This is a genomic window from Nocardia sp. NPDC056611, from assembly GCF_042792755.1.
In the GTDB taxonomy this organism is placed as follows: Bacteria; Actinomycetota; Actinomycetes; order Mycobacteriales; family Mycobacteriaceae; genus Nocardia.
Genome location: NZ_JBHTVV010000006.1, coordinates 473,806 through 499,048, shown reverse-complemented (window position 1 = coordinate 499,048; position 25,243 = coordinate 473,806). Strand labels below are relative to the sequence as shown.

General features: G+C 69.5%; 22 protein-coding genes and 1 tRNA gene. 5 read left to right on the top strand and 18 right to left on the bottom strand.

From position 1 onward, the window contains the following. Window positions 1-384 precede the first annotated feature (384 nt). Genes ACFRAQ_RS30295 through ACFRAQ_RS30285 form a run of 3 tightly spaced genes read right to left on the bottom strand, consistent with a single transcriptional unit; the run spans window position 385 to window position 2,698 of the window. The gene (locus tag ACFRAQ_RS30295; protein ID WP_379105661.1) at window positions 385-822 is read right to left on the bottom strand and encodes a hypothetical protein; all 438 of its coding nucleotides are present in this window, start codon (window positions 820-822) and stop codon (window positions 385-387) included. Between the two features lie 2 nt (window positions 823-824). Further along, window positions 825-2,021, bottom strand: coding sequence for an MraY family glycosyltransferase (locus ACFRAQ_RS30290; protein WP_357289665.1), 1,197 nt, complete (start codon window positions 2,019-2,021; stop codon window positions 825-827). An 11-nt stretch (window positions 2,022-2,032) separates the two neighbouring features. Beyond that, window positions 2,033-2,698 carry an L-threonylcarbamoyladenylate synthase gene (locus ACFRAQ_RS30285; protein ID WP_357289668.1) on the bottom strand — a complete coding sequence of 222 codons (666 nt, stop codon included), beginning with the start codon at window positions 2,696-2,698 and terminating at the stop codon, window positions 2,033-2,035. Window positions 2,699-2,956: 258 nt separating this feature from the next. Here ACFRAQ_RS30285 and ACFRAQ_RS30280 point away from each other — a divergent pair, with 258 nt between their 5' ends. Next, a complete protein-coding gene (locus ACFRAQ_RS30280; protein WP_379105659.1) occupies window positions 2,957-3,250 on the top strand; it encodes a DUF427 domain-containing protein in 294 nt (97 codons plus the stop codon). Window positions 3,251-3,253: 3 nt separating this feature from the next. Here the strand turns inward: ACFRAQ_RS30280 and prmC are convergent, their stop codons facing one another. The 9 genes from prmC to argS all read right to left on the bottom strand — a co-directional run bounded on the left by prmC (window position 3,254) and on the right by argS (window position 15,230). After that, complete coding sequence (gene prmC / locus ACFRAQ_RS30275; protein ID WP_379105657.1) at window positions 3,254-4,132, bottom strand: peptide chain release factor N(5)-glutamine methyltransferase; 879 nt, start codon at window positions 4,130-4,132, stop codon at window positions 3,254-3,256. Window positions 4,133-4,328: 196 nt separating this feature from the next. After that, window positions 4,329-5,408: a peptide chain release factor 1 gene (gene prfA / locus ACFRAQ_RS30270; protein WP_357289676.1), complete on the bottom strand. Its 1,080-nt coding sequence runs from the start codon at window positions 5,406-5,408 to the stop codon at window positions 4,329-4,331. Window positions 5,409-5,489: 81 nt separating this feature from the next. After that, window positions 5,490-5,711, bottom strand: coding sequence for a 50S ribosomal protein L31 (gene rpmE, locus ACFRAQ_RS30265; RefSeq protein ID WP_357098869.1), 222 nt, complete (start codon window positions 5,709-5,711; stop codon window positions 5,490-5,492). A gap of 644 nt (window positions 5,712-6,355) precedes the next feature. Then, window positions 6,356-8,443, bottom strand: coding sequence for a transcription termination factor Rho (rho, locus tag ACFRAQ_RS30260; RefSeq protein WP_379105655.1), 2,088 nt, complete (start codon window positions 8,441-8,443; stop codon window positions 6,356-6,358). Between the two features lie 299 nt (window positions 8,444-8,742). Beyond that, the gene (thrB, locus tag ACFRAQ_RS30255; protein WP_379105716.1) at window positions 8,743-9,696 is read right to left on the bottom strand and encodes a homoserine kinase; all 954 of its coding nucleotides are present in this window, start codon (window positions 9,694-9,696) and stop codon (window positions 8,743-8,745) included. Between the two features lie 25 nt (window positions 9,697-9,721). Then, complete coding sequence (gene thrC / locus ACFRAQ_RS30250; protein ID WP_357282059.1) at window positions 9,722-10,813, bottom strand: threonine synthase; 1,092 nt, start codon at window positions 10,811-10,813, stop codon at window positions 9,722-9,724. Next, complete coding sequence (locus ACFRAQ_RS30245; protein WP_379105652.1) at window positions 10,810-12,153, bottom strand: homoserine dehydrogenase; 1,344 nt, start codon at window positions 12,151-12,153, stop codon at window positions 10,810-10,812. Before ACFRAQ_RS30245 ends, thrC begins: the two co-directional genes overlap by 4 nt. After that, complete coding sequence (lysA, locus tag ACFRAQ_RS30240; protein WP_357097785.1) at window positions 12,150-13,571, bottom strand: diaminopimelate decarboxylase; 1,422 nt, start codon at window positions 13,569-13,571, stop codon at window positions 12,150-12,152. Before lysA ends, ACFRAQ_RS30245 begins: the two co-directional genes overlap by 4 nt. Continuing rightward, on the bottom strand, window positions 13,572-15,230 hold the full coding sequence (argS, locus tag ACFRAQ_RS30235; protein WP_379105649.1) for an arginine--tRNA ligase: 1,659 nt from the start codon (window positions 15,228-15,230) through the stop codon (window positions 13,572-13,574). A 122-nt stretch (window positions 15,231-15,352) separates the two neighbouring features. On the opposite strand from argS, the gene ACFRAQ_RS30230 reads away from it, so the two are divergent. The 4 genes from ACFRAQ_RS30230 to ACFRAQ_RS30215 all read left to right on the top strand — a co-directional run bounded on the left by ACFRAQ_RS30230 (window position 15,353) and on the right by ACFRAQ_RS30215 (window position 18,778). Beyond that, window positions 15,353-16,312 carry a DUF3105 domain-containing protein gene (locus ACFRAQ_RS30230; RefSeq protein WP_379105646.1) on the top strand — a complete coding sequence of 320 codons (960 nt, stop codon included), beginning with the start codon at window positions 15,353-15,355 and terminating at the stop codon, window positions 16,310-16,312. Between the two features lie 11 nt (window positions 16,313-16,323). After that, entirely contained in the window at window positions 16,324-17,037 is a 714-nt protein-coding gene (locus ACFRAQ_RS30225) for a DUF305 domain-containing protein (RefSeq protein WP_379105644.1), read from the top strand. Window positions 17,038-17,151: 114 nt separating this feature from the next. After that, window positions 17,152-17,227: transfer RNA gene (locus ACFRAQ_RS30220), tRNA-Arg, on the top strand. Window positions 17,228-17,500: 273 nt separating this feature from the next. Then, on the top strand, window positions 17,501-18,778 hold the full coding sequence (locus tag ACFRAQ_RS30215; RefSeq protein WP_379105642.1) for an alpha/beta hydrolase family protein: 1,278 nt from the start codon (window positions 17,501-17,503) through the stop codon (window positions 18,776-18,778). A 2-nt stretch (window positions 18,779-18,780) separates the two neighbouring features. Here the strand turns inward: ACFRAQ_RS30215 and ACFRAQ_RS30210 are convergent, their stop codons facing one another. The 6 genes from ACFRAQ_RS30210 to ACFRAQ_RS30185 form a co-directional block, all read right to left on the bottom strand. Continuing rightward, window positions 18,781-19,380, bottom strand: coding sequence for a TIGR03086 family metal-binding protein (locus ACFRAQ_RS30210; RefSeq protein ID WP_379105641.1), 600 nt, complete (start codon window positions 19,378-19,380; stop codon window positions 18,781-18,783). A gap of 9 nt (window positions 19,381-19,389) precedes the next feature. Further along, on the bottom strand, window positions 19,390-20,778 hold the full coding sequence (locus ACFRAQ_RS30205; RefSeq protein WP_379105639.1) for a hypothetical protein: 1,389 nt from the start codon (window positions 20,776-20,778) through the stop codon (window positions 19,390-19,392). A gap of 176 nt (window positions 20,779-20,954) precedes the next feature. After that, window positions 20,955-21,305: a hypothetical protein gene (locus ACFRAQ_RS30200; RefSeq protein WP_379105636.1), complete on the bottom strand. Its 351-nt coding sequence runs from the start codon at window positions 21,303-21,305 to the stop codon at window positions 20,955-20,957. A gap of 122 nt (window positions 21,306-21,427) precedes the next feature. After that, window positions 21,428-22,561: an ABC transporter ATP-binding protein gene (locus ACFRAQ_RS30195; protein WP_379105634.1), complete on the bottom strand. Its 1,134-nt coding sequence runs from the start codon at window positions 22,559-22,561 to the stop codon at window positions 21,428-21,430. Then, a complete protein-coding gene (locus ACFRAQ_RS30190) occupies window positions 22,558-24,141 on the bottom strand; it encodes an ABC transporter permease (RefSeq protein ID WP_379105631.1) in 1,584 nt (527 codons plus the stop codon). Before ACFRAQ_RS30190 ends, ACFRAQ_RS30195 begins: the two co-directional genes overlap by 4 nt. After that, window positions 24,142-25,164 carry an iron ABC transporter substrate-binding protein gene (locus ACFRAQ_RS30185; protein WP_379105629.1) on the bottom strand — a complete coding sequence of 341 codons (1,023 nt, stop codon included), beginning with the start codon at window positions 25,162-25,164 and terminating at the stop codon, window positions 24,142-24,144. Between the last annotated feature and the right edge of the window lie 79 nt (window positions 25,165-25,243).

Sequence of the window (25,243 nt, the reverse complement as noted above, 5' to 3'; positions counted from 1 at the left end):
GGAACTCGCCTGCCAAAATGGTGACGCTCAGCGTTCTCTCCCGTGGTCGGCCGCCAGGAGATAGTTTTCTCCTGCGGTTCGATCGGACATTGACGATCTGGTGGGTCGACTCAGGTCGGCTCGAAGTTCGTCAGCAGCTGTGGCAGTCACGCCCTGGCGTCTGTACGCGCGTCGGCGACATCGTCGACGGTGCAGAACCGTGACCCGAAAGGGTCCGGTACGGCTGTAAGCATAACCTGCTCTCAGGCGGGTCTCAGGCGACCCCCCCTGTTGATTCGGTTGGCTACAGGTAAAGAGTTTATCAAGTTATCTACGACAATGCGTAGGGGGTCGTGGAAACGCCGGATGAACGGTGTTTCGACGGCCGCGCCGGAGGGTCTCCGGCTACAGGTCGCGCTCGACGTGAACGGTCGGAACCCGTTGGCGCAGAAGGCCGTAGGTCTCCGCGCCGAGCACGATGAGCAGGGCGCCGACCACGGTCAGGAAGAGCGCGCCGCGGCTGTAGAAGTCGTAGTTCTGCAGCACTGCGACGACAATCACTGCCAGCAGCAGCTTTCCGACCCAGCTGCCCAGCAGCACCAGGCCCTGCAGGCCCGTTTCGATCTTGGCGCTGAACAGCACCGAGGCGGCCGTGGTCAGAATGAACGCGCCACCCAGGGCGGAGCCGATGAGGGCGCCCCACAGGCCGGGCAGACCGGCGAAGATCGACGACAGAATCGCCGAAACCACAACCAGCACAGCCAAACCGGCGATGCCGTAGCGCAGTGCCGCGCGCAGCGGGGCGTCAGGACCGGGATCGGAAGGCGTGCTCACGGACAGCAACTCTACCCGGCGGCGCGATCGCGCCCACGCGGCGGTTTGCGAACCGAGTTGATCCTCAGCTCCCGCCAGGACGGCACCGCGGTGACGATCAGCGCGAAAACCAGCCCGGCCGCGAACAGCAGCACCACCAGGCGGCGATCGGAGATCAACGAGGTGCCGACCGCGCCGAATGCGAACACGCTCACCCACAGATAGATCACCAGCACCACGCGGCGCTGCGAATGCCCGATCTGCAGCAAACGGTGATGCAGATGCATTTTGTCCGGGGTGGAGAAACTCACACCCGCGCGCACTCGGCGCACCACGGCCAAGACAAGATCAAGCACCGGAATGAACATCACCGCACCCACCAGCAACAACGGTGACAACAGACCCACGATGTCGCGCGGGCCGTAACCCTGCAGCGGAATTCGCCCGGACGCGCCGGTCGACACCGCCGCCAGCATCAATCCGATCAGCATGGATCCGGTATCCCCCATGAAAATGCGGGCCGGTGAGAAATTGTGTGGCAGAAATCCCAGGCACGCGCCCGCGAGGGCGGCCGCCAGCAACGCGGGCGGATACGTATCGGTGGAACCGCCCACTTCGTAGAGCAACCCCACGGTGAACACGAAAACCGCGACCGCCGCGATGAACCCCAGGCCCGCGGCCAATCCGTCCAGACCGTCCACGAAATTCATGGCGTTCACCACGGTCACCGTGATGCCCACCGTCACCAGACCGCCCTGCAGCGGATCCAGCACCACCGTCTCGTTGGTGAACGGGTTGTAGATGGCCACCCAGCTCAGGCCCATCACCGCCATCACGCCCGCCGCGGTGATCTGCCCCACCAGCTTGGTCAGCCAGTCCAGGCCCCAGCGGTCGTCGATGATGCCGACCAGCACGATCAGCGTCGCCGCGGCCAGCACCGCGGGAATGTCCTTGGGATAGTCGAAACCCCGGCGCAAGGCGGGCAGCTGATGCGCGAACAGGACGGCGGCCACCAGACCCAGATAGATGGCCAGGCCGCCCATCCGCGGAATCGGCTTCACGTGCACATCGCGTTCGCGCGGAATCGCCACCGCGCCGAAGGCGATGGCCAGCACCCGGATTCCGCCCGTGCTCAGGAAGGCGATGACCGCGGCGGCCAGCAGCACCAGCAGCAGCTCCCGCAGCGGGACGACCGCGCCCTGGCTGAATACGCCCTGACTCAGAAGCATCCAGCTGGCCGTCAGCGCGCGCCGGCCTGACGGAGCTCCTCTGGCGACATGCCGAGCACCTCCGCGATCTTCTCGATCGGCACCGCGCCCTCACGCAACACCCGCGGGGTGTCCGCGGTCAGATCCACGATGGTGGACGCCACCGCGTGATCGGCCGGACCACCGTCCAGATACACGCCGACCAGATCGCCCAGCTGCGCCTGCGCCTCCCCCACCGTGGCGGCCGGCGGCTGCCCCGACACGTTCGCGCTCGACACCGCGAGCGGGCCCACCTCGCGCAGCAGCTCCAGCGCCACCGGATGCAGCGGCATGCGCAGCATCACCGTGCCGCGCGCGTCACCCAGATCCCAGGCCAGCGAAGGCGCTTGCTGCACAACCAGACTCAGGCCACCCGGCCAGAACGCGCGGATCAGTTCCCGCGCCTGCGGGCGCACCGAATACACCAGCCCGTCGATCGTGGTCCACGACCCGACCAGCACCGGCACCGGCATATCGCGACCGCGCCGCTTGGCGGCCAGCAACGCGCCCACCGCCTGACTGTCGAACGCGTCGGCGGCGATTCCGTACAGCGTGTCGGTCGGGATGACGGCCAATCGACCGCTCTTCAGCGTGCTGCGCGCGGCACTCAGACCGGCGGCGCGGGAGTCGGGATCGGCACAGTCGTAGACGGTACTCACGGCTGACATCTTGGCATGAATCAACTCGCGACAGCTCGCGGCTCCCCCTCTCGGCCCCGGGGCAAGCCCGCCCCGGAAACCCCGAGCACTCCGGGGGCTGCGCCCCCGAACCCCCATCAGGACTTCCCCGGTGCCACGCACCAGGCCCCCGCCAGGACTTGCCGGGTGGCGCGCCGGGACCCGGCGAGACCCGGCAACCGCCCGGGCGGCGGGCTCGCGACGGGCATAGGCTCGCGGGGACGAAGGAGGCACGGACTCATGATGCGTGCGATCTGGAACGGGACGGTCATCGCCGAGGCCGCCACGACCGTGGAGGTCGAGGGCAATCAGTACTTTCCGGTGGAGTCCCTGAAGAGCGAGTACTTCAGCGAGAGCGCCAAGCACACCGTGTGCCCGTGGAAGGGCATCGCGAGCTACTACACCGTCACGGTCGACGGCGCGGAGAATCCGGATGCGGCGTGGTACTACCCGCATCCGAGCCCGCCGGCGCGGAAGATCAAGGACCACGTCGCCTTCTGGCACGGCGTGACGGTCGAGGGCGAGCCCGGCTAGCGGTCAGTCCGCGATGCGGCGGGCGACCACGAAACGGGGTTTGCCCGCGAGGTCGGGGTGCTCGATCACGTCGGTGAAGCCGCCGTGCGCGGTGAAGAGGGCGGCGACGCCGGAGCCGTTGGTGTCGTCGTGTTCGACGGCGGCCGCGCCGTTGTCGCGGAGCAGGCGGCCGATGGTGGCCACCATCGGGCGGATGACGTCCAGGCCGTCGGGGCCGCCGAACAACGCGCGGTGCGGGTCGTGGTCCATGACCTCGGGGTCGAGCCGGGCGTCTTCGGGGATGTAGGGCGGGTTGGAGACGACCACGTCGACGCGGCCGTTGAGGTCGTCGAGAATGGCTGGATCGGTGACGTCGCCCGCGTGCAGGTCGATGGGGGTGTCGCCCTCGTCGGCCAATTGCAGGGCGTTGCGGCGGGCCCACGCGAGCGCCTCGGGATCGAGTTCGACCGCGTGCACCTCGGCGTCGGGGCGGGCGTGGGCGATGGCCAGGGCCAGAGCCCCGGAGCCGGTGCACAGGTCGACGACGATCGGCGGGTGTTCGTGGCCGATCTCCTCCAGCCGGGCCAGCGCCCAGGCGAAGATCAACTCGGTTTCCGGGCGGGGCACGAAGACGCCGGGACCGACCGCCAGATCGATCTCCCCCATGGCGGCCGTACCCGTGAGGTGTTGCAGCGGAACGCGTTCCGCGCGGCGGGCGACCAGCTTGCGGAATTCCTCGAGCTGGTCGGGGGTGAGCATGGGCATCAGGACCAGGCGGCCACGATCGACGCCCAGCACGTGGGCGGCGAGGTGTTCGGCGTCGGCGTGCGGACTGGGCACCCCCGCCGCGGCCAAGATGTCGACGGCCTCCCGAATGGCCGGCCGCAATGGTGCACGACTCACTGTGCTTCCCCGCCTCTCCGGGACTTCAGCGGACGCCTGAGAGCCGTTGACCGCCATGCACCCGTGCCCGCGGTCGAGCGCCGAACCGATTCTGGACGTACCCGGGGACCTACTCCGACCGTCACGACATCAGTTGTCACGGTGGGAAACGATCCTCCGGTCGCGGACTCCCGTCCATGGCGGTTCGGCGCGCCGCTCATTCCGCGGCCAGGCGGGCCGCGCGGTCGGCCTCACCGAGCGCGTTGAACAGGTCGTCGAGGTTGCCGTCCAGCACGGAATCCAGGTTGTGGGCCTTGAAACCGATGCGGTGGTCGGCGATGCGGTTCTCCGGGAAGTTGTAGGTGCGGATCCGCTCGGAACGGTCCACTGTCCGGATCTGCGAAGCGCGTCCGGCCGCGGCGTCGGCGTCGGCCTGCTCCTCGGCCAGGGCCTGCAGCCGGGCCGCGAGGACCTGCTTGGCGCGGATCTTGTTCTGCAACTGCGACCGCTCGTTCTGGCAGGTCACCACCAGGCCGGTGGGCAGGTGGGTGATGCGCACCGCGGAGTCGGTGGTGTTGACGCCCTGACCGCCCTTGCCGGAGGACCGGTACACGTCGATGCGCAGATCCTTCTCGTCGATCTCGACTTCCTCGACCTCGTCGGGCTCCGGGTAGACCAGTACGCCCGCGGCCGAAGTGTGAATGCGCCCTTGGGATTCGGTGACCGGCACGCGCTGCACGCGGTGCACGCCGCCCTCGAACTTGAGCTTGGACCACACGCCGTCGCGGGAGGCCTCCTTGCTCTTGATGGAGAAGCTGGCGTCCTTGTACCCGTCCAGATCGGAGTAGGTGACGCCGAGCACCTCGACCTTCCAGCCGTGCCGCTCCGCGTACCGGATGTACATGCGGGCCAGATCGGAGGCGAACAACGCCGACTCCTCACCGCCCTCGCCGGACTTCACCTCGAGGATGACGTCGTCGCCGTCGTGCGGGTCGCGCGGCGCGAGCAGGTCGGTGAGCTGCTTGTCCAGCTCCTCGACCTGCGCCTGCAGACCGGGCACCTCGGCCGCGAAGGACGAGTCGTCCGCGGCCAGCTCCTCGGCGGCGGCGAGGTCCTCGCGCGCGGAGGTCAGCTTGTTGTAGGTCGACATGATCGGGCCGAGCTCGGCGAACCGCTTGCCGACGCGACGGGCCGCGCCCGGGTCGTTGTGCAGCGAAGGGTCGGCGAGCTGGGTCTCCAGCCCCTGGTACTCGGCCAGGATGTCGTCGATCGCGTTGGGGGCCGTCTTGTCGGCCATCGCGGTTACTCCCGTCTTAGTAGGTCCATAAACGCACCGACGCCCGGCCTGCGGAGCGCAGGACGGGCGTCGGGGGGACAGCTACTTGGCAGCCTTGTCGCGCTTGCCGTAGCGGGCCTCGAAGCGGGCCACGCGGCCGCCGGTGTCCAGAATCTTCTGCTTGCCCGTGTAGAACGGGTGGCACTGGGAGCAGACCTCGACCGTGATCTGGCCCGACTCCTTGGTGCTCTTGGTCTGGAAGGTGTTGCCACAACCGCAGACCACGGTGGTGTCCACGTAAGTGGGGTGAATTCCTGCCCTCATTGGGTGTCCTTTCAATGGTCGCCGGGTCGCCTTCGAGAAGACGTGAACCGGAACCGACTAGAGGCATGGTTGCCGACGGAACAGTCTATGCGCTGCTCCCGCGTGGTCACCACGAGGGGTGACATGGGGCAGAACAGGCGCCCCGAGCCATTTGTTCCCGACCGCGCCCCGGAAGACCGCGCGAGCAAACCCGAAAGTCGAGTAGTGCGCTACTCAGGAATGCGAACACCCGTGTTCATAGAGTTCTTGCCAGGTGAAGGCCACGCGAGCGACCGGAAAGGCGACATGGCGACCAGGAAGGAAGCGACAGCTGGGGGAATCCTGGCGCTGCTCGGCCTGCTGGTTCTCGCGGGTTGGTGGATGGCTCCCGGAGAGTCCGGCAACGCGGTGGGATCCGTGAATCCGGCCCCACTCCCGCCGCGGGGGGACGACACCCTCACCTATCGAGCGGTCACGGCATCGGAGAACACCGGTGCCGTGACCGCGCTCGTGCTCGGCTTCATGATCGGCGGCGCGGCATTGATCGGACTGTTCTTCTTCGGTCCGGTCCCGGTTCCGGACATACGGCGGCGGCCCCGCCGACGGGGGGCCGCCGTCGTGGTTCGCTGCGGACGCGAGGCAATCGGTTGCCTTGCGCCACAGGCTTATTCGTCGATCGCGCCCGGGGCGGTCTTGGAGACCGTCATCAGGAACTCGATGTTGGACTTGGTCTTCTTCAACCGGTCCACCATCAGGTCGATGGCCTGATGCGAGTCCAGGCCGGACAGCACGCGACGCAACTTGTGCAGCACGGCCGCCTCGTCCGGGGACATCAGCAGGTCGTCGCGACGGGTGCTGGACAGGTTGACGTCGACCGCCGGGAACACGCGGCGCTCGGCGATCTTGCGATCGAGCTTGAGCTCGGCGTTACCCGTGCCCTTGAACTCCTCGAAGATGACCGTGTCACCGGTGGAACCGGTCTCCACCAGCGCGGTGGCGATGATGGTGAGCGAGCCGCCGTTCTCGATGTTGCGGGCCGCGCCGAGGAACCGCTTGGGCGGGTACAGCGCGGTGGAATCCACACCACCGGAAAGGATTCGGCCCGATGCCGGGGACGAGTTGTTGTACGCGCGGCCGAGACGAGTGATCGAATCGAGCAGCACGACGACGTCCTGACCGGCCTCGACCAGGCGCTTGGCCCGCTCGATGGCGAGCTCGGCGACCGAGGTGTGGTCGCTCGGCGGGCGGTCGAAGGTGGAGGCGATGACCTCGCCGCGCACGGAGCGCTGCATGTCGGTCACTTCCTCGGGACGCTCGTCCACCAGCACCACCATCAGGTAGCACTCGGGGTTGTTGGTCGCGATCGCGTTGGCGATGTCCTGGATGACCATCGTCTTACCCGCCTTGGGCGGGGACACGATCAGCGCACGCTGGCCCTTACCGATCGGCATGATCAAGTCGATGATGCGCGTGGTCAGCTTGTTCGGCTGAGTCTCCAGCCGCAGGCGCTGGTTCGGGTACAGCGGGGTGAGCTTGTTGAATTCCGGTCGGCGCCTGGCGCTTTCGACGTCGCCGCCGTTGACCGTGTCCAACCGCACCAGCGGATCGAACTTCTGACGCTGGTTGCTCTGGTCGCCGTCGCGCGGGGCGCGCACCGCACCGACGATGTGGTCACCGCGGCGCAGGCCGTTCTTGCGGACCAGGTTCATCGACACGTACACGTCGTTCGGGCCGGCCAGGTAGCCGGAGGTGCGGACGAAGGCGTAGTTGTCGAGGACATCGAGGATGCCCGCGACCGGCTGCAGGATGTCGTCCTCGCGGATCTCCATCTCGCGGGCCTCGCCGCCGCCGCCACCGGCGCCGCCGTCGCGGTCCCGCCCACGGCGACGCTCACGGAAGCGGCGACCCCGACGGCCACGGCCCTCTTCGTCGTCACCACCGCGGTCGTTGCGGTCGTTGCGGCCGGCGCCGTTCTGCTGGCCGGCGTTCTGGTTGCGCTCGCCCTGGTTGCGCTCGCCCTGGTCGCCGCGCTGACCGCGCTCGCCCTGACCACGCTCGCCCTGGTTGCGCTCGCGGCGGCGCTCGCCGCCATCCTGCTCGCCCTTGTCGGCGACGGGGGCCTCGGCATTGTCGGCCGCGCCGCGCTGCTCGCGGCCCCGGCGCTGGCGGCCGCGGCCACGCTGGCCGCCGTCGCGAGTGTCCTCGCCACCCTCGGCGCGGGCGGTCTCGCCCTCCTCGCGCTTGGCCTCACGGGACTCCGCGCCCTTGGATTCGCGCTTCTCCGAAGCGGTGGATTCGCGCGTCTCCGAAGCGTTTTGGCGGGACTCGGCCTTCTCGGCGCGGTCGGTCTTCGCCTCGGCCGGCGCCGCATCGGCGGACCGGGCGGACTTCTTCACGGACTCGGTGTCGGCGGCCGACACGGACTCCCCGCCGGTCGACGTGTCCTCGGCCTTCGCCTTGGCCTTCCCCGTGGTCTTGCCACCAACGGTCGCGGGCGCCTTGGTGGTGGCCCCGACCTGGTTCTCCTTGATAGCGGCGATGAGATCACCCTTACGCATCCCGGAAGTGCCTCGGATACCGAGCTCTCCCGCAAGCGCACGCAACTGCGGCAACAACATTCCAGTCAGCCCCGATCGTGCGACGTCAGTTTGTTCGCTCATCTTCGAAATCTGTCCGGAGTCACTTTCGCGGCTCCCCGAGGACGCTGGATCACTGTCCACCCCGGGTGTCGCGAGCAGGTCCGTATCTGTCACGGAAATCCTTTCCTTCCCTCGACCGCCGTGTGCCAGTTCGAGGGTTCCTCCTGCAGTCCGGACTCCTGCCGGACTCGGATGCCGTATCGCCTGTCCCGCCGGACCGGTGGGCTCGCCAAATGGTGGGAGAGATCATTCCAGTTGACTGGCTACCCCCAAGTTTCGAGCCTCGAGCTCGAGCCCGAGCAAGGAGCCTCTGGAGCGATTTGCCCTGATGAAGCACCGGCGTCTGACGCGCACGATGTACGGACTCGCTCAGGATAGCTCCCACCTTTTGCATCGGCAAGGCAGGCGCGCTGTCAATCCACCAAGACGCCGTCAGCGATGCCGGGCTCGAGCACGCGCAGTCCGTCGGAGATCGCGAGTTCACGCAGTTCCTCGGGGAATTCGCTGGTCGCGAAGGCCAACACGGTCGGACCGGCGCCCGACACGGTCGCCGGGATGCCGGCCGCGCGCAGCCGTTCGATCCACTTCGTGGTGAGCGGCAGCGCCGAGGCGCGGTAGCCCTGATGTAGCCGGTCGGCCGTGGCGGGCATCAGCAGGTCAGGGCGCTGCGTCAAGGCGACTACCGCCAGGGCGGCCCGGCTGGCGTTGAACGCCGCGTCGGCGTGCGGCACCGTGTCCGGCAGCAGACCGCGGGTGTGCGCGGTGGAGGAACGCTCCTCGGGGATGAGCACCACCGGGCGCAACGAGGCGTGCGGTTCCAGCCGCACCGCGCGGTAGGCGCGGCCGTGAAGCTCGGCCGTGCCGTTTCCGGCTGCGGGACCGTCGGTTTCGGACCAGGACACCACGATCCCGCCCAGGATGCTGGCCGACGCGTTGTCCGGGTGGCCCTCGAATTCCGAGGCCAGCTGCACCATCACGTCATCGCCGTAGGCCAGTCCGGCATCGAATTTCGCGGCCAGGCCGCGGCCGGCGGCCAAACCGCCGACCACCGCCGAAGCCGACGAGCCCATGCCCCGCGAATGCGGAATCACGTTGCGGCACACCACGTCCAGGCCGTCCGCCCACACGCCCGCGGCCTGCAGGCCGCGTTCGATGGCGCGCACCACCAGATGCGAAGGGCCCCAGGGCACGTCATCGGCGCCCTCGCCCTCGACCCGGATGGTGAGGCCGGTGTCGGTGGTGGACACCGTAACCTCGTCGTAGAGACCCAGAGCGATTCCGAGGGAATCGAATCCCGGACCCAGATTCGCGCTGGACGCCGGAACCCGCACGGTGACGGTGATTCCGGCGGGCAGCGTCCGCGTCATGAGTTGTGCGTCGCGCGCGGTCAACTCAGGCCAGCTCGAGCTCGTGGGCCACGGCGACCGGGTCGACCGCGATCGGCTTGACCTCGGGCATCCCCTTGAGCGCGTTGTCCGGGTCCTTGAGACCGTTGCCGGTCACGGTGCAGACCACGGTGAGGCCGGAATCCAGCCAGCCCTCGGCGCGCGCGGCCAGCAGACCGGCGACCGACGCGGCGGAGGCGGGCTCCACGAAAACGCCCTCGGTGGCCGCGACCAGGCGATACGCGGCGAGGATCTCCTCGTCGGTGGCCGCGCGGAAGGCGCCGCCCGACTCCTCCTTGGCGTTCATCGCACCGTTCCAGGACGCGGGCGCGCCGATCCGGATCGCGGTGGCGATGGTCTCCGGGTTCGACACCGGAGCGCCGTTGACCAGCGGCGCGGCGCCCGCGGCCTGCACGCCCAGCATGCGCGGGCGCGAGGTGGTGACGCCGTCGGCGAAGTACTCGCTGTAGCCCTTCCAGTACGCGGTGATATTGCCCGCGTTGCCGACCGGGAGCACGTGCACGTCGGGGGCCTTGCCCAGCGCGTCGGCGATCTCGAAGGCGGCGGTCTTCTGGCCCTCGATGCGGGCCGGGTTCACCGAGTTCACCAGGCCGACCTCGGGGAAGTCGGAGGTGACCTTGCGGGCCAGCTCCAGGCAGTCGTCGAAGTTGCCGTCCACCTGGATGATCTTCGCGCCGAGCATGACCGCCTGGGCCAGCTTGCCCATGGCGATCTTGCCCGACGGGATCAGCACCGCGCAGTGCAGTCCGGCGCGGGTGGCGTACGCCGCGGCCGAGGCCGAGGTGTTGCCGGTGGAGGCGCACAGCACGGCGGTCTTGCCGTTGTACTTGGCGTCGGTCATGGCCATGGTCATGCCACGGTCCTTGAACGAGCCGGTCGGGTTCGCGCCCTCGACCTTGAGGTACACCTCACAGCCGGTCAGTTCCGACAGGTGGTGTGCGGGCACCAGCGGGGTGCCGCCCTCGAAGAGAGTGACGGCCTTCCAGTCGGCGGGAATCGCGAGACGATCGCGATACGCGTCGATCAAACCCGGCCACGGCGTGTGCACAGGTGCAGCAGCGCGTGCGGTTGCACTCATTCCTCGGTGCCTTCCAATCTCAGAACACTGGTCACGGACGTGACGGAGTCCAGTTCGGCCAATGCGGCAACGGTATCCGCCAGCGCGGACTCCAACGCGTGGTGGGTCACCACAACCAGGCGCGCACCCTCGTCGTGTCCCTCCTGGCGGACCGTCGAGATGCTCACACTGTGCTTGGCGAATTCCCCGGCGACCGCCTCCAGCACACCGGTGCGGTCGGCGACCTGCATGTTCACGTGGTAGCGGGTCGGGGTGTCGCCGATCGAGGCGATCGGCAGCTCAGCATAGACCGATTCGCCCGGCGCGCGGCCACCGTAGAACTTGTTGCGCGCCGCCATGACCAGGTCACCCATGACGGCCGACGCGGTGGGAGCGCCGCCGGCGCCCTGCCCGTAGAACATCAGGCGGCCGGCGTTCTCGGCCTCCACGACCACGGCGTTGAACGCGCCGCTGACCGCGGCGAGGGGGTGCTTGCGCGGGATGAGGGCGGGGTAGACGCGCACGGAGATCTTCTCCTTGCCGCCCTCGTCGGTGACGCGCTCGGCCATGGCCAGCAGCTTCACCGTGCAGCCCACGGCCGCGGCCGTCTCCAGATCCTCGGAGGTGATCTTGGAGATGCCCTCGCGGTAGACGTCGCCGGAGGTGACGCGGGTGTGGAAGGCGACCGAGGCCAGGATGGCGGCCTTGGCGGCGGCGTCGTAGCCCTCGACGTCGGCGGTCGGGTCGGCCTCGGCATAGCCCAGGCGGGTGGCCTCGGCCAGCACGTCGTCGTAGTCGGCGCCGGTCTCGGCCATGGCCGAGAGGATGAAGTTGGTGGTGCCGTTCACGATGCCGACCACGCGGTTGACCCGGTCGCCGGACAGCGACTGGATGAGCGGGCGGACCACCGGGATGGCGCCGGCGACGGCGGCCTCGAAGTAGAGGTCGGCGCGGTGGTTCTCGGCCGCGGCGGCCAGCTCGCCGGTGTAGTCCGCGAGCAGCGCCTTGTTGGCGGTGACCACGGACTTGCCCGCGTTCAGGGCCGCGGAGATGAGGGCGCGGGCCGGGTCGATGCCGCCCATCACCTCGACGACGATGTCGACGTCGTCGCGGGTGACCAGGGCCTCGGCGTCGGTGGTGAGCAGGTCGGCGGACAGGCCGCGGTCCTTGCTCAGATCGCGCACCGCGACACCGCGCAGCACGACGGGGGCGCCGACACGGTTGCACAGGTCGTCGGCGTGGTCACGAATGATGCGGACCACCTCGGTGCCGACCGTGCCCATGCCGAGGACCGCGACACCGATCGGGTGATCCGATCCCCACACGCCGTTCTTCGCAGCGTTGTTCGCCACCTCGGTCATGCCTTCACCTCCAAGCTGAGTAGGTCCTCCACCGTTTCACGGCGGAGGATCAAGCGCGCCTTGCCGTCTCGCACCGCGACCACCGGGGGCCGGGTGAGCATGTTGTAACGGCTCGACATCGAGTAGCAGTACGCGCCGGTCGCGGCCACCGCCACCAGGTCGCCCGGGCCAACATCGGCCGGGAGCCAGGTATCGCGGATGACGATATCCCCACTCTCGCAATGCTTTCCGACCACTCGGGCCACCACCGGACCGGCCTCGCTGGACCGCGAGACCAGACGGCAGTCGTACTCGGCCTGGTACAGGGCCGGACGAATGTTGTCGCTCATGCCGCCGTCGACGCTCACATAGCGTCGGCGATTGCCACCGTCGAGCACAACATCTTTGATGGTGCCCACCTCGTAGAGGGTGACGGTGCCGGGACCGGCGATGGCGCGGCCCGGCTCGACGGCGATGGTCGGCATCGGCAGCCCGGCGCGCTCGGCCTCCTCGGCCACGATGCGGCGCAGGTTGGCGGCGAAACCGTCCAGGGCGGGCGGGTCCTCGTGCGGCAGGTACGAGATGCCCAGGCCGCCACCGAGATCCAGGATCCGCATCTGCTCGGCGCGCTCCATGCCGAACTTGTCGGCGACCTCGCGCAGCAGGCCCAGCATGCGGCGGGTGGAGATCTCGAAGCCGTCGATCTCGAAGATCTGCGAGCCGATGTGCGAGTGCAGGCCGAGCAGGCGCAGGTTGTCGGATTCGAAGACCCGGGCGATGGCCTGCATGGCGTCGCCGCCCGCGATGGAGAAGCCGAACTTCTGGTCCTCGTGCGCGGTCGAGATGTACTCGTGGGTGTGGGCTTCCACGCCGACGGTGACGCGCACCAGCACGTCGACGACCTTGCCCGCGCGCTTGGCGACGGCTTCCAGGCGCTCGATCTCGATCAGCGAGTCGACGACCACGTCGCCGACGCCCGCCTCGACCGCCATCTCCAGTTCGGGCACCGATTTGTTGTTGCCGTGCAGCGCGATTCGCTCGGCCGGGAAGCCGGCGTGCAGCGCCACCGCGAGCTCGCCGCCGGAGCAGACGTCCAGGTGCAGGCCCTCATCACGGATCCAGCGGGCGATCTCGCCGCACAGGAACGCCTTGGAGGCGTAGTGGACTCGCGCGCCGTCGCCGAAGGCGCGGACCATGTCGCGGCAGCGGGAACGGAAGTCGTCCTCGTCGATGACGAACAGCGGGGTGCCGTACTCGGCGGCCAGCTCGTGCACCGGCACACCGGCCAGCCGCACCACGCCGTCGGCGTCGCGGGAGGCGTTGCGCGGCCACACGTTCGCGGGCAGCTCGATCATCTGGGCGGGCGCGCTGGGGCGCTCGGCCAGCGTGGGCGCGTGCGGAATGTCCGCGTGGCGGGGACCGGCGGGGTGGGCACTCATCTACATACGCTCCGGAGCACTGACGCCTAGCAGGCCGAGGCCGTTGGCGAGAACCTGACGGGTGGCTTTGACCAGCTCGAGGCGAGCGGCATTGAGCGGGGTGACCTCGTCGTCGCCCTGCGGGATGACGCGCAGCGTCTTGTCGGACTGGAAGGGGTGGTACGCGCCGGCCAGCTCCTCGAGGTAGCGGACGACGCGGTGCGGCTCGCGCATGTCGGCGGCGGTGGCCACCACGCGCGGGTACTCGCCGAGGGTGCGGATCAGCTCGCCCTCGCGGTCATCGGTGAGCAGCGCGAAATCCGGTGCGACCGAGGCGTAGTCGAACGCGGCGGCATTGCCGATGATCTGGTTGGTGCGGGCGTGCGCGTATTGCACGTAGTAGACCGGGTTCTCGCTGTCCTGGCGGGTCCACAGGTCCAGGTCGATGTCGATGCTGGAGTTCACCGAGGAACGCACCAGCGAGTAGCGGGCGGCGTCGACGCCGATCTGCTCGACCAGGTCGTCGAGGGTGACGACGGTGCCCGCGCGCTTGGACATGCGGACGGCCGCACCGTCTTTCACCAGGTTCACCATCTGGCCGATGAGCACCTCGACGGTGTCGGGGTTGTCGCCGAACGCCGCGGCGGCGGCCTTCAGGCGGCCGATGTAGCCGTGGTGGTCGGCGCCCAGCATGTAGATGCACAGGTCGAAGCCGCGCGAGCGCTTGTTCTGGAAGTAGGCGATGTCACCGCCGATGTAGGCGGACTTGCCGTCGCTCTTGATGACGACGCGGTCCTTGTCGTCGCCGTACTCGGTGGAGGCGATCCACCAGGCGCCGTCCTTCTCGTACAGATTGCCCGACGCCTTGAGCTCGTCGAGGGCCTTCTCCACCGCGCCGGAGGCGAACAGCGAGCTCTCGTTGAAGTACACGTCGAAGTCGGTGCCGAATTCGTGCAGCGTCTTCTTGATGTGCGCGAACATCAGCTCGACGCCCTCGCGGCGGAACAGCTCGTGGCGCTCGGTCTCCGGGAGTTCCAGCACGCCCGGGTTGGCCTTCACCACGGTGTCGGCGATGTCGTTGATGTAATCGCCCGCGTAGCCGTCCTCCGGGGTCGGCTGTCCGAGCGCGGCGGCGACCAGCGAGTTGGCGAAGCGGTCGATCTGCGCGCCGTGGTCGTTGAAGTAGTACTCGCGGGTGACGTCGGCGCCCTGCGCGGCCAGGATGCGGCCGAGCGCGTCGCCGACCGAGGCCCAGCGGGTACCGCCCAGGTGGATGGGGCCGGTGGGGTTGGCGGAGACGAACTCCAGGTTGATCCTGGTGCCGCCCATGGCGTCCGCGGTGCCGAACGTCGCGCCCGCTTCCAGGATCTTCTCCACGATCGCACCCTGTGCGGCCTTGGCCAGGCGGATGTTCAAAAAGCCAGGTCCCGCGACTTCGGCGGCGTCGATGCCCTCGGCGGCGGTCAGCGCCTCGGCGAGCAGCGTGGCGAAATCGCGCGGGTTCATTCCCGCCTTCTTACCTACCTGCATGGCCACATTCGTGGCATAGTCACCGTGCTCGGGGTTGCGGGGACGCTCCACCTTGACCTCGTCGGGCAGGACCGAAGGGTCGGATCCACGTTCGACAAGTACCTTCGCCGCGGTAGCACGAAGGAGATCTGCAAGGTCAGCTGGAGTCACGAGTCACTATCCTATGGTCTGAGCAGGTGAACGCCGCGAGCGGGCACCACCGGGCAGGTGCCCAGCAAACGATGCGGCCGCGTCGTTTGATTGTCCGACACGTCGAAAAGAGCACAACAAGCATGCCGAGCAAGACCAGTGCCAAATCGGCCAAGGCCATCAAGGCCGCGGGCAAGTCCGCCGGGTCGTCCCGCAAGGGCGGTGGCGGCGGACTGGGCGGAAGGCGCCAGATCCCGTGGCTCATGATCGGGGCCGTCGTCTGCGTTTTCGCCCTGATCGGCGGCATCGCCTGGGTGCTCGTGCCGAAGATCCAGGACAAGCAGGAACAGAACAAGTACACGCCGTCCGCGCAGAAGAAGGATCCCTCGGATCAGATCTCCGGCGTGGTGAAGAAGGACTACGCGGCGGGCCTGCACATCGCCGCCACCCAGCGGGTGGCCTACGACCAGGCCCCGCCCTTCGGCGGCCCGCACGACAGCTCGTGGGCCGCGTGCACCGGCGTCGTGTACCCGACGGCGATCCGCACCGAGAACGCGGTGCACTCGCTCGAGCACGGCGCGGTCTGGATCGCCTACAACCCGGACAAGCTCGACAAGGCGGGCGTCGACACGCTGTCGGCCAAGGTCAAGGGCAAGCCGTACACCCTGATGTCGCCGTACCCGGGCCTGGATTCGGCCATCTCGATGCAGTCGTGGGGCCACCAGCTCAAGCTGGACAGCGCCGATGACAAGCGCGTCACCCAGTTCATCACCGCGCTGCGGCTGAACCAGTACGCCTACCCCGAGGTCGGCGCGGACTGCGCGAACCCGACCTTCAAGACCGACAACCCGCCCGCCTTCGACCCGAGCGCCCCCGGCCCCGACGCGGTCCCGATGGACGGCACCGGTGCGACCAAGGCGCAGAACGAGATCGGCGGCACCCCGGGCATGCCCAGCATCCCCGGCTTCCCCGCCGGTATCCCGAGCCTGCCCGAGGGCACCCCGGCGCTGCCGACCGACGCCAATCTGCCCGGCGGCATCCCGACCATCCCGGCCCCGACCGACGGCCCGACGCAGCCGGAGCAGCCGGCTCCGACCCAGTAGTGCCGCCGTTCATGGCCGACGTCCCCGATCGCAGCTCCGAGCCGGATCCCGCCGCCGAGCCCGCCCAGCAGCCGCGCCGCAATCAGCGGCAGCTGCTGGCGATCCTCGGCGTGGTCGGGGTGCTGCTCGCCGGTTTCCTGGCCGGAATCCTGGTCGGCAATCCGCTGCGGCATCAGACCGAAACGCCCGGCGCCGTGGATGTCGGCTTCTCCCAGGACATGTCGGTGCACCACACGCAGGCGGTGCAGATGTCGAGTCTCGCCCTGTCCGGGTCGGCCGACCCGGCGGTGAAACGCCTGGCCTACGACATCCTGACCACACAGGCCAATCAGGCCGGGCGCATGCAGGGTTGGCTGCAGCTGTGGGACAAGCCGCTCATCGCCCCCGACGGTTACATGGGCTGGATGACCGACATGTCGGCGCACCAGCATTCGGGCACGGGCATGCACGCGGGCGCGGTGCAGACCATGCCCGGTATGGCCTCGGATCAGGAGATGGCCGCGCTCGGCCAGGCCACCGGTCCGGCCCAGGACGCACTGTTCCTGCAGCTCATGCTGCGCCACCATCAGGGCGGCATGCCGATGATCGAGTACGCGGCCCAGCGCGCCGACACCGACGCGGTGCGGTCGCTGGCGGAGAGCATGGCCAAAACCCAGCAGGGTGAGGCCGATCTGATGACGCAGATGCTCGCCGAACGCAAGGTCGCACCGCTGCCGATGAACTGAGGACCCGGCGGACCGGGCGGATAGAAACGCCCGGTCCGCATCGGTTTTTGGCGCAGCGCGGCCGATGCGATACGCTTTCCCCGCCCGACCGGGAGACCGGACGGGACCATCCCCGCCCTCGTAGCTCAGGGGATAGAGCGTCTGCCTCCGGAGCAGAAGGCCGCAGGTTCGATTCCTGCCGAGGGCACCACCACAGGCCCCGACCGTGATTCACGGTCGGGGCCTGTGTCGTTCGTGCACATGCTGTCGTTCGCGCACCGTGACAGCCGAATCAGATGTCTGACTTATCGTGCCATCGTGACCGATCGGTATTCCGATTCACGGCCCTGGGCGGGAAGGTAGAGCTGTGCATCGCGGTGTCCGGTTGTGCAGGAGGCAGCCGGACACCGCGAGCGCGTTCCGGGCAGACTGGTCGGCCCTGCCTTGCCGAGTGAAACACGTGCAAGCCGGTATCTTCTGAGAGGTGCCGGAGAACGAGAGCGCCCGTCCAGGACAGCGGTCCCGGCGCGCCTCGCGCCCCGGAATCCGCCGCTTGCTCCCGCTGCTCGCGGCCACCGTCACCGGCTCGATCCTGGCCACACCGGCCACCTCCACACCCGTCCGGCCGGAGGAGACGACCCTCGCGTCGTTCTACGAACCGGCCACCGACCGGATTCCCGGGACCCACGGTTCGGTGATCCAGATCCGGCCGCTCACAGGCGATCCCGCGCTCGCCGGGGCACGCAACTATCTGCTGATGTACCGCTCGATCGATATGCGGGGCAATCCGGTCGCGGTCACCGGCACGCTCGCGGTGCCCGACAGCACGCCGCCGCCCGGGGGCTGGCCGTTGATCTCCTGGGCGCACGGCACCACCGGTGTCGCCGACGCGTGCGCGCCCTCGCAGGACACCTCCCCCGACTTCCCCGCCCACGACTACACCTCGATGGTGCGGCGGGTGCAGGAGCGCTGGGTGGCGGCCGGGTACGCGGTCGCGCAGACCGACTATCAGGGGCTGGGCACGCCCGGGCCGCACGGCTATCTGATCGGCACCGCCGAGCAGCGCGCCGTCACCGATATGGCCAGGGCCGCACGGCAGATCGACCCCGATATCGGGACGCGCTGGGTGGCGGTCGGGCATTCCCAGGGCGGGCAGGCGGCCGTCTTCACCGACGCGGAGGCCCAGCAGTGGGCGCCGGATCTGCAATTGCTGGGCGCGGTGGCGCTGGCCCCGGCCTCACACCAGGGCATCGGCCTGCAGGCCTCGCAGCTGGCCAGCACCGCGGGCGTGGCGGGGCCGCTGGCCCCGCTCACCGGCGGCGCGGTGTCGTTCCTGCCCTTGATCATTCGCGGCGCGCAGACGGTGGCCGAGGTGGATCCCGTCCGATTCCTCACGCCGCGTGCGCAATCCATGCTGGATGAGGCCGACGACCGGTGCATCGGGCAACTGCGGCAACCGGATTCGTGGGGCGGACTGAACGCCGACGACGTCTTCCGGCGCGACGGGGACGCGGCCGCGTTGATCCGCGTGCTGAACGAGAACGACCCCACCGCCCTGTCCTTCACCCAGCCGCTGCTGGTGCTGCAGGGCCGCGCCGACACCACCGTGCCCGCACCGGGCACCGAGGCCATGGTGGTGCGGCAGCGCGCGAGCGGGCAGCCGGTGCAGTACCACGCCTATGCGGGGGTGGATCACCGCGGCGTGCTCGACGCGTCGTTCGACGACGCGCTGGACTGGGTGAACCGGCGCTTCGGGCGCTGAGCTCAGGCCGACCGCGTCCACGCCGGATCGCGGCCGAACCAGGCGGCGAGGCGGTCGTAGGCGGGGGCGTCCGCGGCGATCGGCATCTCGGCGCCGAAAGCCTTTCCCGGGCCCCGGAATTCGGGCTTCAGCACCCGGTGTGACCAGGCCAGGCCGTATTCGGCGAGTTCGGGGTCCAGGGTCCGGTCCTGGCCGGTGGCGCGGGCGAGATCCCAGGTGTGCGTGGCGAATTCGGCGATCTGCTGGTCGGCGCGGCCGCGCAGCGGGGCCTCCCCGCCCAGGCTGGGCACCGGCCGTTCCAGGTCGGCGGTCCGCCACTCGTCGAGCAGTGCTCGCGCGCGGGTCTCGAATTCGGCGGACCAGTCCGCGCCGACCTCCTCGGGCGGCGCTCCCCATTCGGGCATGTCGCCGCGGGCGGCGATGCGGAAGTCGCGCAGGATCTGACCGATCAGGTGGGTCACCAGCTCCCGCACCGTCCAGTCCGCGCACGGGGTGGGCTGGTCGGCCTCATCCGGGGTGACGGCGGCGATGACCTCGCCGGTTTGGGTGATCGCCCGGGCCAGGAGATCGACGGTCGGGTCCACCGGTGACGTGTCGGCCATGCGGCCAGACTAGCCCCGGGGCAGGACCTTCCGCGGTTCATCGGCGTGGGGCGCGGCGAGCAGAGCGGCGGGTGCGGCGCCCGCCGGCCGGATCCGCCACAGCAGGTACACCCCGGCCGCACAGCCGAGGGTGACGACCAGCGCAGACCAGCCCGGCATCGCCGAGACCACGCCGGTCGGATCCCGGTACCAGCGCGGCGAATACGCGACCCGGCCGAAGTCGCTGCCGCGCAACGCCACCACCAGGCAGGGCACGATCAGCACCGCGATGGCGACCACCGCGCTGCCCGCGCCCTTCGGCACCGCCGCGCCGAAGCAGCAGCCGATGGCGAATCCGGTGCCGACCACGCCGAGCACCGGGATCACCGAGTACTGGTGGGCCAGGTCGGCGGTGCCCGCCGCGAAGACGGCCAGTGCTCCGGTCACCGCCAGCGCGAGCCACGGTGAGCGCCGCGCGCGTCCGGCGGCCAGTCCGGCCAGCAGGGCCAGCACCGGGAACGGCGCGGTCCAATCCGGCCGCGGCACCGCGATGATCGCGCTGCCCGCATTGGCCACCGCGACCGCCAGCAGCACCAGCGTGCCCTCGCGGCCCGGCAGCAGCAGGGCGGCCAGTACGGCCGCGCCGACAGTGACGGCGATCGCCGCGCCGATCTGCACGAGCGTCCCGGCGTGGCGCACGAACCATTCCGTGGACAGCACGGTCGCGGTGATCACCACGAGCGCGGACAGGATGGTGCCGATGGCCAGGTCGGTGGTCTCCTCCTCGGTCACCGAATCGGGCTGTTGCAGCACGATTCCCGCGGCCAGCAGCGCGGCGGTGAGCAGCAGCAGCCACACCGGCGGGGTGCCGGCCGAGGCCAATTGGATGAGCGGGTTGCCCTGGCCGTCGGCGGGCGGCAGCGAGGTCTGGTCGCCGACCAGGATCGAGCCGAGCGCGCCGATGAGGAAGGCCGCGGTCGCGAGCGGCTTGCCGAAGACCGCGACGGCCAGCGCGCCGAGCAGGATGCCCGCGAACATGGAGTCGATGTAATTGGCGGTGGTGAGGCTGTCCATGGTCGGCGCGCCCCGGTTCCAGAACTGGTCGACCAGCAGCATGACCGCGCTGCCGCAGGCGGTGATCCACGCGCTGCGTCTACCGAGCGCGACCACCAGGGCCGCCGACACCACGGCCAGCGCGGCTCCGGCCGCCGCGGCGCGCGGCATATTGAGGACGAGCAGATCCAATTGCAGGACCGGTCCGGCGGTGGCGCCGCCGAGATCGAGGGGGGCCATCAGCAGCAGTCCCGCCACTACCGCGCCGAGCAGGGCCGCGAGTGTCTCGATCGACACCGCGTAGCGCCGGATCGACAGGGGCGCGGCGATGCCAGGCTGGTGTGCCAACGCGAATCTCGCGCCCATGTGTCACCTACTCCCTCGGTGATGCGACGCCTTCCGCGTACGGCGATGTCGAGCAGCTATGTGTGACCGAGGCTAACAGCCCCGGGCAGTGTGCATTCCGGGATGTGGAGTCGGTCACACGGGATCACGATCACACGAGACGCGCGGGAGATGAGGGTGCGGGCGCGCGAGCCGGTTCAGGCGCAGCGGAAGCGGAACGTCGCGAGCGGGGTGGTGCCGGGCACCGAGGTGACCTCGAGCGCGGAATCGCCGTCGAGCATGCAGCCGATGGGCGCGGCGACCTGAACCCGATAGCAGCCCGGCGCGCCCGCGTAGACGGCCGACCCGTCGGCGCCGGTGGTGATGGTGGCCACGCTCGCGCCGCCGCAGGGCGCGATGTCGGCGGCCACACCCGCCATGGGGAACTGTTCGGTTCCGAAGACCGCCTGCACCTTCAGCGCCGGATCGGCGGCCGGTTCGGCGCCGGCCTGCGGGGCGAGCGCGCACGCGGCGGCGAGGGCGGACATGACGATCAGCGTGCGGCGCACCGGGTCTCCTTCGGCCTCGAGCCGAGGATTCGGCTTCCGCGCCAATATAGGTGCTTCCCAGACCATTCGGTCACATTCCGTCGACCCGGTGCACGGTGTGAGTAGACCCGGGGCACGTGTGATCAGACCGCGGAGACGACGTCCGGCACGGTGAACACGCCGGGCGCGGCGCCGTTGCGGGGTGCGCGACCAGCGGCGGCGCACTGCTCGGAGGTGAAAGCGACCGCCGCGCCGAGGACTTCGAGGTCGACCCGGTCGCCGACCGCGGGCGCGCCGACGCTGACCCGGCGCACCTGGATCGGTTCCGGGGAGCCGTCGAGGTCGAGGGTGAGCATGACGTCCGCGCCGCGGAATTCGAGGGCGCGCACGGTGGCGCTCCCCGCGTCGCCGGCGGCGGTGGCGTGCGCCAGCAACTGTTCGGGGCGCAGCATGATCGCGCCCTGCCCGGTCGGGGCGTTGTCCTGCACAGGAATCCGGCCCAGCAGGGTCTCGGCGGTCACCGGGCCGATGCTGGCGTCGAGCAGCACGGTGTCGCCGAGGAATCCGGCGGTGAACAGGTCCGCGGGCTCGGCGTAGACCTGCTCCGGAGTGCCGACCTGGGTGAAGCGACCGGAGCACATGACCGCCACCTGATCGGCGAAGGACAGCGCCTCCTCCTGGTCGTGGGTGACCAGGATGCTGGTCATGCCCGCGGCGCGCAGGGTTTCGGCGACGGCCTGGCGGGTGGCGGCGCGCAGTCCGGTGTCGAGGGCGCTGAAGGGTTCGTCGAGCAGCATGAGGGCGGGTTTGCGGGCCATTGCCCGGGCCAGGGCGACGCGCTGCTGCTGGCCGCCGGAGAGCTGGTGCGGCCGCCGATCCGCGTACGACGGGTCGAGGGAGACCATGTCGAGGAGTTCGGCCACGTGCCGCCGGTGTTTGCGGCTCGCCCCGAACCCGCCGCCCAGCCCGTAGGCGATGTTCTGTCCCACGGTCAGGTGCGGGAACAGCGCGCCGTCCTGCGCCACGTAGCCGATGCGGCGGCGGTGCGCGGGCAGCGAGAAGCCTTCGCGGGTGACGGTTTCCCCGCCGATGGTGACCGAGCCCGCGTCGGGGTGCTCGAACCCGGCGATCACCCGCAGCAGGGTGGTCTTGCCGCAGCCGGAGGAGCCGACGACGGCGGTGGCGGTGCCGTCGGCGACGTCCAGGCCGATGCCGTCGAGGACCGGCGCTCCCGGCCCGAAGCTCTTGCGAACCTGGTCTACGACAAGCCGACTCACAATCCCGCCGCCTTCCTGGATTGGGTGAACAGCAGATAGGTGACCGGCACCGAGGCGATGATCATGATCAGCGCGTAGGGCGCGGCGGCGGCGTAGTCCAGTTCGCCCGACAGCTGCCAGAACTGCATGGCGAGGGTGTTGGTGCCGTTGGGGGCGAGCAGCAGGGTGGCGGTCAGTTCGGTGGCCACCGCCACGAACACCATGGCGGCGGCGGCCGCGGCGGCGGGTGCGGTCAGGCGCAGGGTGACGCGGAAGAACGTGGCGGCCGGGGACTTTCCGAGCGCCAGCGACGCCTCCTCCAGCCCGATCGGCACCTGCGCCAGCCCGGCGCGCACGCTGACCAGGGCACGCGGCAGGAACATCAGGGTGTAGGCGGCCAGGATGGTGGCGGCGGTCTGATAGAAGACGGGCAGCCAGCGGATCGATACGGTCACCAGGGCCAGCGCGATCACGATGCCCGGCAGCGAGCTGGTGATGTAGTTGGCGCCCTCGATGATTCGCGCGAACCGCGAGGTGGAGCGAACCGCGACCCAGGCGACCGGGAAGGCGCACAGGGTGGTGATCGCCGCGGCGGTGGCGGCCAGACCGATGGTCTGGCCCAGGGATTCGCCGATGTCGACGGTGTTCCACACCGCCGAGCCGCCGATCTTCAGCCAGCGCCCGATGGTCCACAGCGGCACGCCCAGCGTGGCCGCCAGCGCCCCGAACAACACCAGGAGCATGGGAATCCGGCCCAGCCCCAGGCGGATCCGGTGGACACCGCGTTGCGCGCCGCCGCCGATCCGCGCGTAGCGGGCCCGCCCGCGCACTCCGGCCTCGGCGGCCAGCAGCACCAGGCACAGCACCACCAGCACGCCGGACAGGGTGCTGCCCGCGGCCCCGGCGAAGCTGGACTGGTACTGCTGGAAGATGGCGGTGGTGAAGGTGTCGAACCGGATCATGGCGAAGGCGCCGTACTCGGCGAGCAGGTGCAGCGAGATCAGCAGTCCGCCACCGAGAATCGCGAGCCGCAGCTGCGGCAGCACCACCCGCGCGAAGACGGCGAACGGCCCCGAGCCCAGTGCGCGGGCGGATTCCTCCACGGCCGGGTCGAGCCGGCGCAGGGTGGCCGCGGCGGGCAGGTACACCAGCGGGAAGTAGGAGACGGTGGCGACGAGCACGCCCGCCCACAGTCCGTGCAGCGACGGGATGGCGCTGACCCAGCCGTAGCTGTTGACGAAGGCCGGAACCGCCAGGGGCGCCGCGAAGGCCGGTCCCCACCAGGCCGCGCCCGGCACGTCGGTGCGTTCCACGATCCAGGCCAGTCCGACGCCGAGCGCGACGCTGATCGGCACGGTGAGGACCACCAATTCGGCGGTGTTGCGCAGCAATTCGGCCACGCGCGGCCGGAAGACCAGTTCGGCGGTCTCGTGCAGGCCGGTGGAGACCAGGGTGGACACGATGTAGCCCAGTGGCACGAGCGTCGCCGCCACCATGAGCAGGGCGGCGACGGTGACGAGCGACCCGGGCCGCCAGGCGAGTGCCTTGGCGACCCGGGTCGACCCGGTGGCCCGGGTGGGTACAGCGGTCCGAGCGGTCACTTAGAGCAGGCCCGCCTGGGTCATCAGCTGGGTGACCTTCTTGGAGTCCAGCTTCGAGGGATCGATCTTGGGCGCGTCCAGCGAGGCCAGCGGCGGCAGCGCCGCGTTGGCGGCGACGTCGGAGGCCACCGGGTACTCCATGGAGTCGCCGTCGCGCAGCACCTCCTGGCCCTTCTTGGAGGTGATGTAGTTCAGGAACTTCTGGGCGTCGTTCTGGTGCTTGCTCGACTTCAGCACGCCGCCACCGGAAATGGAGACGAAGGCGCCCGGGTCCTGGTTCTTGAAGTAGAACAGCTGGGTGTTCTTGCTGTTCTCCTTGGTCTTGGCCTGATCCTTGAACCAGTAGTAGTGGTAGATCACGCCGCCGTCGAACTGGCCGGAGTTGACGCCCTTCATGACGGTGGTGTTGTTCTGGGAGATGACCGCGTTCTCCTTCATGCCCTTGAGCCAGGAGAGGGTCGCCTCCTCACCCTTCTGGGCGAGCAACGCGGCCACGATGGCCTGGAAGTCCGCGCCCGCGGCGGCGCCGCTCCAGCGGCCCTTCCACTGCGGCTGCGCCAGGTCCAGCAGCGACTTGGGCAGCTGGTCGGCGGGGAGCTTGCCGGTGTTGTAGACGAAAACGGTGGAGCGCGCGGCGATTCCGGTCCACTTGCCGGTGGAGGGACGGAACTGCTCGGGCACCTGGCCGAGGGTGTCCTTGTCGACGTCGGCGAACAGGCCGGCGTTCTCGACCAGCGCCATGGCCGGGGAGTTCTCGGTGATGAAGACGTCGGCCTTGGAGTTCTTGCCCTCGGCGACGATCTGGTTGCCCAGGTCGGTGTCACCGCCGTTGCGGATGGTCACCTTGATGCCGGTGTCCTTGGTGAACGCGTCGATCCACTCCTTGGTGAGGGATTCGTGCTGTGCGTTGTAGACCAGGATCTCGTTGTCCTCGTCGGACGAGCTGGAGCATGCCGTGGTCGCGCCGAGCACCGCGATCGCCGCCAATGCGCCGGACACCAGTTTCCATCGAGCCGCCGTCATGACCGTCCTTCCACTCGACGCTGAGGTTTGCCTAACCAACGTACCGTCCCACGTCACGGGTGGAAATGCCACCCCGCCG